Annotated in this window: 12 protein-coding genes; 8 read left to right on the forward strand and 4 right to left on the reverse strand. The window is 61.8% G+C overall.

What is annotated here, in order from left to right; all coding sequences use genetic code 11:
* Positions 1-55 precede the first annotated feature (55 nt).
* A complete protein-coding gene (locus tag RPMA_RS05850) occupies positions 56-1,069 on the forward strand; it encodes a tartrate dehydrogenase (RefSeq protein ID WP_305849011.1) in 1,014 nt (337 codons plus the stop codon).
* 103 nt (positions 1,070-1,172) lie between these two features.
* Here RPMA_RS05850 and RPMA_RS05855 read toward each other — a convergent pair whose 3' ends face one another.
* From RPMA_RS05855 to RPMA_RS05865, 3 genes are read right to left on the reverse strand one after another with little or no spacing between them, the layout of a single operon-like run.
* On the reverse strand, positions 1,173-2,081 hold the full coding sequence (locus tag RPMA_RS05855; RefSeq protein WP_211911954.1) for an NAD(P)-dependent oxidoreductase: 909 nt from the start codon (positions 2,079-2,081) through the stop codon (positions 1,173-1,175).
* Between the two features lie 15 nt (positions 2,082-2,096).
* On the reverse strand, positions 2,097-3,344 hold the full coding sequence (locus RPMA_RS05860) for a Zn-dependent hydrolase (protein ID WP_211911955.1): 1,248 nt from the start codon (positions 3,342-3,344) through the stop codon (positions 2,097-2,099).
* 43 nt (positions 3,345-3,387) lie between these two features.
* Positions 3,388-4,335: a LysR family transcriptional regulator gene (locus RPMA_RS05865; protein ID WP_211911956.1), complete on the reverse strand. Its 948-nt coding sequence runs from the start codon at positions 4,333-4,335 to the stop codon at positions 3,388-3,390.
* Positions 4,336-4,470: 135 nt separating this feature from the next.
* Between RPMA_RS05865 and RPMA_RS05870 the strand changes: the two genes are divergently transcribed.
* The 6 genes from RPMA_RS05870 (at position 4,471) to RPMA_RS05895 (ending at position 10,120) form a co-directional block, all read left to right on the forward strand.
* Positions 4,471-5,289, forward strand: a complete 819-nt coding sequence (locus tag RPMA_RS05870; RefSeq protein WP_211911957.1) for a putative hydro-lyase — start codon at positions 4,471-4,473, stop codon at positions 5,287-5,289.
* An 82-nt stretch (positions 5,290-5,371) separates the two neighbouring features.
* On the forward strand, positions 5,372-6,622 hold the full coding sequence (locus RPMA_RS05875; protein WP_211911958.1) for an ABC transporter substrate-binding protein: 1,251 nt from the start codon (positions 5,372-5,374) through the stop codon (positions 6,620-6,622).
* 262 nt (positions 6,623-6,884) lie between these two features.
* Positions 6,885-7,718 (forward strand): branched-chain amino acid ABC transporter permease, encoded by an 834-nt coding sequence (locus RPMA_RS05880; protein WP_233026452.1) that lies wholly within the window; start codon positions 6,885-6,887, stop codon positions 7,716-7,718.
* Complete coding sequence (locus RPMA_RS05885; RefSeq protein ID WP_211911960.1) at positions 7,718-8,701, forward strand: branched-chain amino acid ABC transporter permease; 984 nt, start codon at positions 7,718-7,720, stop codon at positions 8,699-8,701. The genes RPMA_RS05880 and RPMA_RS05885 overlap by 1 nt, the downstream gene beginning before the upstream one ends.
* Positions 8,698-9,432, forward strand: a complete 735-nt coding sequence (locus RPMA_RS05890) for an ABC transporter ATP-binding protein (RefSeq protein ID WP_211911961.1) — start codon at positions 8,698-8,700, stop codon at positions 9,430-9,432. Before RPMA_RS05885 ends, RPMA_RS05890 begins: the two co-directional genes overlap by 4 nt.
* Positions 9,416-10,120, forward strand: coding sequence for an ABC transporter ATP-binding protein (locus RPMA_RS05895; protein WP_211913448.1), 705 nt, complete (start codon positions 9,416-9,418; stop codon positions 10,118-10,120). Before RPMA_RS05890 ends, RPMA_RS05895 begins: the two co-directional genes overlap by 17 nt.
* A gap of 12 nt (positions 10,121-10,132) precedes the next feature.
* Here the strand turns inward: RPMA_RS05895 and otnC are convergent, their stop codons facing one another.
* Positions 10,133-10,798 carry a 3-oxo-tetronate 4-phosphate decarboxylase gene (gene otnC, locus RPMA_RS05900; protein ID WP_211911962.1) on the reverse strand — a complete coding sequence of 222 codons (666 nt, stop codon included), beginning with the start codon at positions 10,796-10,798 and terminating at the stop codon, positions 10,133-10,135.
* A 114-nt stretch (positions 10,799-10,912) separates the two neighbouring features.
* On the opposite strand from otnC, the gene ltnD reads away from it, so the two are divergent.
* Complete coding sequence (gene ltnD / locus RPMA_RS05905; RefSeq protein ID WP_211911963.1) at positions 10,913-11,818, forward strand: L-threonate dehydrogenase; 906 nt, start codon at positions 10,913-10,915, stop codon at positions 11,816-11,818.
* Positions 11,819-11,889 lie beyond the last annotated feature (71 nt).

An 11,889-nucleotide genomic window follows, 5' to 3' on the forward strand; every position in this document is an offset into this window, starting at 1 on the left:
GAGCAAAGAATATCGGATTGCAGTCATCCCCGGCGACGGCATCGGCAAGGAAGTGATGCCGGAAGGCCTGCGCGTGCTCGAAGCGGTCGCCAAGAAGCACCGCGTGAAGGTGAAATTCGATCACTACGATTTCTCGTCCTACGATTATTACGAGAAGCACGGCCAGATGATGCCGGACGACTGGAAAGCCCAGATCGGCAAGCATGACGCGATCTATTTTGGCGCGGTCGGCCTGCCGGCGAAGATTCCGGATCACATCTCGCTGTGGGGCTCTCTGATCAAGTTCCGCCGCGAATTCGATCAGTATGTGAACCTGCGCCCCGTGCGCCTGATGCCCGGCGTGCCGTGCCCGCTGGTCGGCCGCAAGCCCGGCGACATCGATTTCTGGGTGGTCCGTGAAAACACCGAAGGCGAATATTCGGCAGTTGGCGGCCGAAGCTTCCCGGATACCGATCGTGAATTCGTCACCCAGCAGACGGTGATGACCCGCACCGGTGTCGATCGCATCCTGAAATTCGCCTTCGATCTCGCCCAGTCGCGGCCGAAGAAGCACCTGACCTCGGCCACCAAGTCCAACGGCATTGCGATCACCATGCCGTATTGGGACGAGCGCGTGAAGGCGATGGGCGAGAACTATCCCGACGTGAAGTGGGACCAGTATCACATCGACATTCTCACCGCGCATTTCGTGATGAATCCGGATCGGTTTGACGTCGTGGTGGCATCCAACCTGTTCGGCGACATCCTGTCGGATCTTGGTCCCGCCTGTACGGGCACCATCGGCATCGCGCCGTCGGGCAACATCAATCCGGCCGGCGATTTCCCGTCGGTGTTCGAGCCCGTGCATGGTTCGGCGCCGGATATTGCGGGGCAGGGCATTGCCAACCCGATCGGCATGATCTGGTCGGGCGCGATGATGCTGGAGCATCTCGGCGAGAAGGAAGCGGCTGATTCCATCGTCAAGGCGATCGAACGCACGCTGGCGGAGCGCACACTGCGCACGCGCGACCTTGGTGGTCAGGCGGATACGACCGCGTGCGGTAAGGCTGTGGCTGAGATGATTGAGTAACAATCTCTCCGCCGTCATTGCGAGCGCAGCGAAGCAATCCAGAAAGCCTCAGGCAAAGAACTGGATTGCTTCGTCGCTGCGCTCCTCGCAATGACGACTGCGCTTATCCCGCAATCCTTCTGCAATGCTTCCACGCTGCATCGATCAGATTGATGCTCGCTTCCGGTGTCCGGAACGCGGAATGCGCCGACAGCGTCACGTTCGGAATTTTCGTCAGTACATGGCCGGCAGGTAGCGGCTCGATCTCGAACACGTCGAGGCCGGCATGGCGCAACTGGCCTGACCGCAATGCATCAATCATCGCGTCCTGATCGACGATCGCGCCGCGCGCGGTGTTGATCAGGATCGCGCCTTTCTTCATCTGGCCGATGCGCTCGCGGGTGATCATGCCGCGCGTTTCGTCATTCAGCAGCAGATGCAGTGAAATCACGTCGCTCTTGGCCAGCACCGTTTCCATATCGGTGAATTCGACGCCGGGATGCGACTTCGGCGAGCGGTTCCAGGCGAGCACCTTCATGCCCGAACCCAGCGTGATGCGCGCGACTTCCGCGGCAATGCCGCCGAAGCCGATCAGGCCGATGGTCTTGCCGGTCAGCTCCATGCCTTCATCGCGCAGCCAGTTGCCGGCCCGCATTTCGCGGTCCTGCTCGGCAAGGCCGCGTGCGGCGGCCCACATATGCGCGATGGCGCATTCGGCGACAGCGGTGTCGCCATAGCCGCGGATCAGATGCACCTCGATGCCGAGTTCAGCGAGCTCCTCCAGATGCATGTAGCTGCGCGCGCCGGTGCCGAGAAACACGATATGCTTCAGGCCGGTGCACTGCCTGGCCACATCGGTCGGCACATAGGTGTGATCGACGATGGCGATCTCGGCGCCGTCCAGCACCTTGGGCAGGTCGGCGGATTTGATGTCCTCATCACGATTGATCCTGATCGCGATGTCACCCGGCTGCGTCAGCCGTTCCAGGATCTTCGCCAACTCCTCGCTGGCATCGACGAATACACCGCGCATGGATAGCCCCTCGATCTATTTGGACGAAACGCCGGCGAGTGCCAGCACGGTGTGCATCAGAACATTGGCGCCGGCGGCGCAATCATCCTGGGTGGAAGATTCCAGCTCGTTATGGCTGATGCCGTCCTTGCTCGGGATGAACACCATCGCGGTGGGCATGACATTGTTGAGATTGCAGGCGTCGTGGCCCGCGCCCGACGTGATGCGGCGATGCGAGTAGCCGAGCTCCGTCGCGGCATTCTCGACGGCGTTGACGAAGTCCTTGTTGAAGTGCGTCGGCGGCTTGTGCCAGACCTTGTCGAAACTCACCTCGACCTTGCGCTTGGCCGCAATTGCCGTGATCGCCTCGCGCACGCCCTTTTCGATGGCGTCGAGCTTGCCGGCATCGGCGCTGCGCATATCCATGGTGAAAGCGATCTCACCGGGGATCACATTGCGTGACGGGCTCGCGATCACGGCCTCGCCGATGGTGCCGAGTGCGCCGATCTCGGTGACCACACGCTCGGTGGCCAGGACGATTTCCGCAAGCGTGCCCAGCGCGTCCTTGCGGAGATGCATCGGCGTGGTGCCGGCATGGCTCTCGAAGCCGGTGATCTTGCCGTCGAACCACAGCACGCCCTGGCCGGTATCGACGACGCCGATGGTCTTGCCCTCGGCTTCGAGGACCGGGCCCTGTTCGATATGCAATTCGACAAAGCCGGAGAATTTCTGTGTGCCAACGGCGACATCGCCGCGATAGCCGATGGAGTCGAGCGCCTCGCCGACGGTGACGCCGTCGATGTCCTTGCGTGACAGGATGTCATCGACGGTGAAATCGCCGGCATAGGCGGCCGAGGCCATCATCGCTGGCGCAAAGCGCGATCCTTCTTCATTGGTCCAGTTGGCGATGCAGATCGGCGTTTCGGTCTCAATTCCCGCATCGTCCAGCGTGCGCACCATCTCCAGCGCACCAAGCACGCCGAGAATGCCATCGAACTTGCCGCCGGTGGGCTGGGTGTCGAGATGCGAGCCGACGCCGATCGGCGCCTTCGACATGTCGCGACCCTTGCGCAGTGCGAACATGGAGCCGAGCGCGTCGATCTTCACCTCGAGCCCGGCATCCTCGCATGCCTTGCGAAACCAGTCGCGCACCTGCTTGTCTTCGGCACCAAGCGTCAGGCGGCGCACACCGCCTTTCGGTGTGCCACCGAATTTCGCGGTCTCGTTGATCGCGTCCCAGAGCCGTGCGGAATTGATCTTGAGATTGTCGCCGAGCTTGGTCATGCCGTCCGTCCTGGGAGTTTCGCTTGGTGGAATGAGGTCTGTTTCAATGACCCGCCGGGGCCATCACGTCAACCAATGGGCTGATATGCGGAGCAGTGCTTGTTGCTGCACTCTCCTGTGCAAGCTGTGCAGCGAGGCTGGCGACGAGTTCGATGGCCACCGTATCCGGCGAAGCGAGCCAGCTTGCTGCGAAGGTCAGCGGCTGGATCGGCACATTGGTGTCGAGCAATTGCAGCCGGCCGTCAGCGAGCTCGTTCTGCACAATCGCCGTCGGGATCACCGCTATGCCTAGGCCCTCGATCGCCATATGGATCACAGTCGCGAGCGACGCGCTCGCATGCAGGCGTATCGGCGGCAGCGACGGGCGATTGAAAATCGAACGCACGATCTCATATGGTCGCGTCTTGCGCGGGAAGGTGATGATGGGATGCTTGGCGAGATCTTCGACGGACAATGTCTCCGTGCCGAGCCCGAGTGATGGGCTGGCAAGAAAGCCGATCTGATAGTCGCACAGAACTTTATTTTGGACGTCCGATGCCGCGAGCGGGCCGACGACGAAAGCAAGCTCGATCTCCTGCGCCAGCAGACGTGCGCGCAGGTTCGGCGTGATATCGACCTCGATCTCCAGCGACAGGTTCGGATAGGCTTCGTTGACCTGTTTGATCAGTTTCGACAGCCAGGTGTGAACGATGGTCTCGGCGACGCCGAGCCGAAGCACTCCACGCATGGCGGAGCGGTCGCCCATAGCGGCCATCATCTCCGAGCGCAGTCCGATCAGCTTTTCCGCGTAGACAAGCATCTGCCGGCCAGCGGGCGTTGGAGAGGCAATGCGCCGATCGCGTTGCAGCAGACGGACGCCGACTTCGTGTTCGAGCTGCGCGATGCGCTGCGAGATCGCCGGCTGCGTTGTATGGAGCTTCTGCGCTGCACCGCGAAAGCTGCCAAGATTGACCACCCAGAGAAACGTCTCCAGTGCCTTGAAGTCAGCCATCTCCCAACGTCATCCTTTTAGATAATTTCAATTTATCGGAGGCGATCAGAAAACACGATTAGACATTATCCTAGCGCTATGTCCCACTAAGTCGAGGCCAAAACGCAGGCAAGGCGATTATTGAGGCAGGGTGCTATGGGCAATCCGGCGAAGCTCGATCGTGACGAAGCCGACACCGGCGATCTGCCTAGTGCAGTCGCGCGACGCGCCTATCGTGCGGGCAAATATGCGAGCACGGCCGGGGTGGCGCCGGGCTATGTGCAAGGCAATCTCGTCATCCTGCCCGAGGCGCAGGCCTCGGCCTTTCATCGCTTCTGCCAGCTCAATCCAAAGCCGTGTCCGATCATTGGCATGTCTGACGTGGGCGATCCCCACATCCCTGCGCTCGGTCTCGATCTCGATATCCGCACCGACATTCCGCAATATGTCGTCTGGAAGGACGGCGAGGCGATCGATCGACCGGCGGAGGTGAACAAATACTGGCGCGACGATCTCGTATCGTTCGTGATCGGCTGTTCCTATTCGTTCGAGGAGCCGATGATGGCCGAGGATCTGCCGATCCGTCACATCGAGCAGGATGTGCTGGTGCCGATGTATCGCACCAATATCGCCTGCAAATCCGCTGGTCCCTTCGCCGGTCCGATGGTCGTCTCGATGCGCCCGCTGAAGCCGGCCGATGCGATCCGCGCCGTGCAGATCACGTCACGCTTTCCGTCGGTGCATGGCGCGCCGGTACATCTCGGCTTGCCCGGGTCCATCGGCATCAAGGATATCAGCAAGCCGGATTACGGTGATGCGGTTGCCATCAATGACGACGAGATCCCGGTGTTCTGGGCCTGCGGGGTCACGCCGCAAGCGGTTATCGCAGCTGCGAAAGTGCCGTTCGCCATCACGCATGCGCCGGGCGTCATGCTGATCACCGACCTCAAGAATAAGCAACTTGCTGTTTTATAAGAAGCAGCTTGCCGATCTTTCGAGCTTTACCGTAACCTCGATTAGTTCCTATCGATAGCTGCCGATCACAAAGGACACCCAGATGACGATTTCTCGCCGTGATGTTCTGCTTGGAGGCGCTGCCTCCGCCGCGCTGCTTCCGCTTGCGACGCCGGTTCGCGCGCAAGCCAAGGAAGTCGTGATCGGCGTGATCTATCCGCTGTCGGGCGCCAGCGCGCAGATCGGTGTCGATGCGCAGAAGGCGTTTGAGACCGCAGCCGACATCATCAACAAAAATTATGATTTCGATCTGCCGATGGCGCGGGGCGAGGGCTTTACGGGTCTCGGCGGCGCAAAGGTGCGTTTGGTGTTCGCCGACCATCAGGCCGACCCGCAAAAGGGCCGCGCCGAAGCCGAACGCCTGATCACCCAGGAAAAGGTGTCGGCCATCGTCGGCACCTATCAGAGCGCCGTCGCCGTCACCGTCAGTCAGATCTGCGAGCGTTACCAGATCCCGTTCTTGTCGGCAGACAACTCGTCGCCCAGCCTGCATCGCCGTGGCTTGAAATATTACTTCCGCGCAGCGCCGCACGACGAGATGTTCTCGACGGCGATGTTCGACTTCTTCGATGCCTTGAAAAAGAAGGGCCAGAAGATCGAAACGCTGGCGCTGTTCCACGAGGACACGATCTTCGGCACGGACTCGGCGAATGCCCAGCTCAAGCTCGCCGCCGATCGCGGCTACAAGATCGTCGCCGACATCAAGTATCGCGCCAATTCGCCCTCGCTCACCGCCGAAGTGCAGCAGCTCAAGGCCGCCAATGCGGACGTTCTGATGCCGTCGAGCTACACCACCGACGGCATTCTGCTGATCAAGACCATGGGTGAGCTCGGCTACAAGGCCAAGAACATCGTGGCCCAGGACGCCGGTTTCTCCGAGAAGGCGCTGTATGATGCCGTCGGCGACAAGATCCCGGGCGTCATCTCGCGTGGCTCGTTCTCCATCGATCTCGCGGCCAAGCGTCCGATGGTGGGCAAGATCAACGACATGTTCAAGGAGAAGTCCGGGAAGGATTTCAACGATTACTCGTCGCGCCAGTTCATGGGCCTGATCGTGATGGCCGATGCCATCAATCGCGCCAAGTCCACCGACGGCGAGAAGATCCGTGAGGCGCTGGTCGCCACCGACATGCCGGGCGAAAGCACGATCATGCCATGGGCGAGGGTGAAGTTCGACGAGATGGGGCAGAACAACAACGCTGACCCGGTGCTGCTGCAATATAACGGCGGCAAGTTCGTCACCATCTTCCCGCCGCAGGCCGCCGTGGCGGATGCGATCTGGCCGATGCCGTAAGGGCGGCGCTCGCTAACCCTCCCCGCGCGAAGCGAAGCTTCGCTAGGTGGGGAGGGTGGACGGCCGAAGGCCGGCCGGGTGGGGGTGCCACAAGCTCCGTCACTCGCGGAAACACCCCACCCCACCCCGGCCTATCGGCCGACCCTCCCCACTGCGCTGCGCTTGGGGAGGGAGGCCACCGCTGCCTTTGCGCTACAATGATTGAGAGGATCGCATTTTGACCGCCGCGACCATCATCCAGAGCCTTGCCAGCGGATTGCTGATGGGGCTGCTTTACGGCCTGCTGGCCGTCGGCCTCGCGCTGATCTTCGGCTTGATGGACGTCACCAACTTCGCCCATGGCGAATTCCTGATGTTGGCGATGTACCTCACCTTCTTCCTCTTCATGTTCTGGGCGGTCGATCCCCTGTTGTCGATCCCCATCGTCGCAGCCGGCATGTTCGTGTTCGGCGCGGTAATCTATCTCATCATCATACGCTTCGCGATGCGGGCCAAAGCCAATATCGGCATGGTGCAGATCTTCGCGACTTTCGGCCTCGCCATCCTGATGCGCGGCCTGGCGCAGTTCTTCTTCACGCCGGATTATCGCAGCATTCCGGCCTCGATGCTGGGCGGCAAGACGATCTCGGTGTTCGGTGTGTTCCTGCCGGTACCGCAGCTCGTTGGCGCGCTGATTTCCATCGCTGCCTTCGGTGCACTCTACTTCTTCATGAAGAAGACCGATTTCGGCCGTGCGCTGGAAGCGACGCGTGAGGATGCCGGCGCGGTGGCACTGGTCGGCATCGACAAGAACAAAGTGTTTGCGCTCGGATGGGGCCTTGGCTCGGCGCTGATCGGTCTCGCCGGCGGCGTGATGGCGATCTTCTTCTACATCTATCCCGATGTCGGCGCGTCCTTTGCGCTGATCGCCTATGTCACCGTGGCGCTCGGCGGCTTCGGCAGCGTGTTCGGCGCCTTTGCCGGCGGCATCATCGTCGGTCTGGTCGAGGCGACCACGGCGATGATCCTGCCGCCTTCGCTGAAATCGGTCGGCATCTATGCCGTCTATCTCCTCGTGGTCTTCATTCGGCCGCGCGGCCTGTTCGGATCGATCTGATGGACAGCTTCACCCAACGCCGCCGCCGCGACCTCATCCTTGCCGGCTTCCTTGCCGCCATCGCCGCCTGCGTGCCGTTCTTCGTCAAGGACGTCTATGTGCAGAACATCATGGTGCTGACCTTGATGTATGCGGCGCTGTCGCAGGCCTGGAACATCCTCAGCGGTTATTGCGGCCAGATCTCCCTCGGCCACGCGCTGTATTTCGGCCTCGGTGCCTATACGACCGCACTGCTGTTCACCAAGTTCGGCGTGCTGCCCTGGTTCGGCATGCTGGCTGGCGGCGCGATCTCCTCGGTGATTGCCCTCGCGCTCGGCTATCCCACCTTCCGCCTGCGCGGCCACTACTTCGTCATTGCCACCATCGTCATCGCCGAAATCGGCTTTCTGCTGTTCCACAACTGGGATTATGCCGGCGCAGCACTTGGCATCGACATCCCGGTGCGCGGCGATTCATGGGCAAAATTCCAGTTCACGCGCAGCAAGCTGCCCTTCTATTACTTCGCGCTGGTGTTCTGCTGTGTTGCCTGGCTGATCACCTGGTGGCTGGAAGATTCCAAATGGGGCTTCTGGTGGCGTGCGGTGAAGGACAATCCCGATGCGGCCGAGAGCCTTGGCGTGGTCGTGTTCAATTCCAAGATGGGCGCCGCCGCTGTCTCCGCTTTCCTCACTGCCATCGGCGGCGCGTTCTACGCCCAGTTCGTCTCCTATATCGATCCTGAAAGCGTGATGACGTTCCAGTTCTCGCTGCTGATGGCGCTGCCTGCGGTGCTCGGTGGCATCGGCACGCTATGGGGGCCCGTGCTCGGCGCTGTCATCCTGATCCCGATGACGGAGCTCACGCGCTCCTTCATCGGTGGCTCCGGTCGTGGTGTCGATCTCATCCTCTATGGCGCGGTGATCGTGCTGATCTCGCTCGCGCGGCCGGATGGCCTGATCGGCCTGTTCTCGCGACGACCCGCTTCGAAAGGAGTGCCGCAATGAGTGCGCATCTCTTGGAAACCCGCGGCGTCTGGCAGCGCTTCGGCGGCCTAGTTGCCAATAGCGATGTGTCGATCTCGGTGGGCGCAGGCGAGATCGTCGGCCTGATTGGCCCGAACGGGGCCGGCAAGTCGACCTTGTTCAACCTGATCGCCGGCGTGCTCCCGCCAACCCAGGGCTCGATCTGGTTCGACGGCAAGGATGTCACCCGCATGCCTGCCGCCGAGCGCTGCGCACTCGGCATCGCGCGCACCTTTCAGGTGGTGAAGAGCTTCGAGACGATGACCGTGATCGACAATGTCATCGTCGGCGCGCTGATCCGCAACGACAAGATGAAGGACGCGCGCCGCAAGGCGCATGAAGTTCTGGAATTCTGCGGTCTTGGTCCGCGCGCGGACAAGCTGGCACGCGAACTCATCCCGTCCGAGAAACGCCGCCTCGAAGTCGCCCGCGCGCTGGCGACAGAGCCCAAGCTCCTGATGCTCGACGAATGCCTCACCGGCCTCACGCCGCTGGAGGCGCAGTCTGGCGTCGCCTTGGTGCGAAAGGTGCGCGAGACCGGCGTCACCGTGCTGATGGTCGAACACGTCATGGAAATCGTGATGCCGCTGGTCGATCGCGCCATCGTGCTTAATCTCGGCAAGAAGCTCGTCGAAGGTAAACCCGCGGATGTCGTCCGGCATCCAGAAGTCATCAGTGCATATCTCGGGGATCGCCATGCTGTCGGTGCGTGACGTCACCACCGCCTATCAGGGGCTGGTCGCCATTTCGGACGTCACCATCGACGTCGCCAAAGGCGAGGTCGTCGCCGTCTGCGGCGCCAACGGCGCCGGCAAATCGACGCTGATCAAGTCCATCGCGGGGGCCGAGCGCCCGCGTTCGGGTACGGTCACCTTCGATGGCCAGCAGATCAACGGCATGGCGCAGCATCTGATCACCGCGCGCGGCATCGCCTATGTGCCGGAGAATCGCCGGCTATTCCCGCGCCTGTCGGTGCAGGACAATCTCAAGCTCGGCAGCTACATGTATCGCAGCCAGGCCGATCGCGAAGAACCGTTGAAATTTGTGTTCGAGTTGTTTCCGCGTCTATCGGAACGTCTTGAGCAGCGCGCCGAGACGCTATCCGGCGGTGAGCAGCAGATGCTGGCCATCAGCCGCGCGCTGATGACGCGTCCGCGCCTTCTGATGCTCGATGAGCCCTCGCAGGGCATCATGCCGAAACTGGTGGACGAAATCTTCCAGGCCGTGAAGAAGATCCGCGATACCGGCATGACCGTGCTGATCGTCGAGCAGCGCATGGCCGAAGTGCTGGAGATCGCCGACCGCGCCTATATCCTGCAGACCGGCCGCGTGCTGATGCAGGGCAAGGCCTCGGAGATCGCGAGCAATCCGGATGTAAGGAAGGCGTATCTGGGGCTGTGAGTCAGGGCACGATCAGTGATCGTGCCAATCATGCTCCGGCACCGTCAGCCCGAACGTCTTCACGAGATCGTTCACCTGCTCCGGCGAGAGATGCCGTGGATTCAGCCCGCGCAGGAGGAGATACAGCTTCGCTGTCTCCTCCAACTCCTCCATCGCATAAACCGCCGCTTCGAGACTGTCGCCGGCGACGACCGGGCCGTGATTGGCGAGCAGCACCGATGAATACTTCCCCGCCAGTCCCTTGATCGCATCGGCAACCGCCGGATCGCCCGGCCGATAATAGGGCACCAGCGCCGTCACGCCGCATTTCATCATGTAATAGGGCGTCATCGGCGGCAGCACCGCGCGCGGATTGACCTCGGCAAGCATCGAGACGGCCACCGAATGCGTGGAATGCAGATGCACGATGGCCTGCGCGGTGCCGCGGGTCTCGTAGAGCGCTGTATGAAGCGGCACTTCCTTGGTCGGCTTGTCGCCGGAGATCAGCCGACCCGTGGCATCCAGCCGTGACAGTTTTGCGGGATCGAGCCAGCCGAGCGAGGCATTGGTGGGCGTCACCAGCCAGCCGCCGTCTTCGCAGCGCACGCTGATATTGCCGGAGGAGCCGGGCGTCAGGCCGCGCTCGAACAGCGAGCGGCCGAGCCGGCAGATGTCGTCACGCAGCTGTGTGTCATTCATGGCATTTCCTCGTTCCGGCTTGTCCCATGCTTTGGCAGGCAGGCCAAGCCGTGTTACCGAGAGGACAAGGCCGCAATCAGAGCGGCCGCGTGGAAATGCCGAGGAACTGGCCCGATGTCACCTGCATCCGATAAACCGCGTATCGCCGTTATTGGCCTCGGCTCCATGGGCTACGGCATGGCGCTGTCGCTCCATCGCGCGGATTTCACCGTGACCGGATGCGACGTCACTGCCGAAGCCGTGCAGCGCTTCGTCGCAGAAGGCGGGCAGGGCGCGACGAGCCCGGCGGAAGCGGCCAAGACGGCCGATATCGTGGTGAGCGTGGTGGTCAACGCCGCGCAGACCGAGACGATCCTGTTCGGTAATGACGGCGTCGCCGAAACTCTTGCCAAGGATGCTGTGTTCATCTCGTCGGCCACGATGGATCCCGACGTTGCGCGGCGCCTCGCCAAGCAGCTCGAAGCCACAGGCCGCCATTATCTCGATGCTCCCATTTCAGGTGGCGCACAGCGTGCAGCGCAGGGAGAACTCACTATTCTCGCCTCCGGCAGCGCCGCCGCTTTTGCCAAGGCGCGTCCGGCTCTCGATGCGATGTCGGCAAAGCTTTACGAACTCGGTGATGCCGCAGGCCAGGGCGCGGCGTTCAAGATGATCAATCAGTTGCTCGCCGGCGTGCATATTGCTGCGGCCTCCGAGGCGATCGCTTTCGCTGCAAAGCAGGGTCTCGACATCCGCAAGGTCTACGAGGTGATCACAGCCTCCGCCGGCAATTCCTGGATGTTCGAGAACCGCATGCCGCATGTGCTGGACGGCGATTACACACCGCGCAGTGCCGTCGATATTTTCGTCAAGGATCTCGGCATCATTCAGGACATGGCGCGCACGGCAAAATTCCCCGTGCCGGTCTCGGCCGCAGCGCTGCAGATGTTCCTGATGACCTCCGCCGCCGGCATGGGGCGCGACGACGATGCATCGGTGGCGCGCATGTATGCGCAAGTGACCGGGGCAAAACTGCCGTAACATTTGATCGTCATTGCGAGCGGAGCGAAGCAATCCAGTCTTTCTTCAGGTCAAGAGCTGGATTGCTTCGT

The sequence above is a fragment of the Tardiphaga alba genome (genome assembly GCF_018279705.1).
Lineage (GTDB): Bacteria > Pseudomonadota > Alphaproteobacteria > Rhizobiales > Xanthobacteraceae > Tardiphaga > Tardiphaga alba.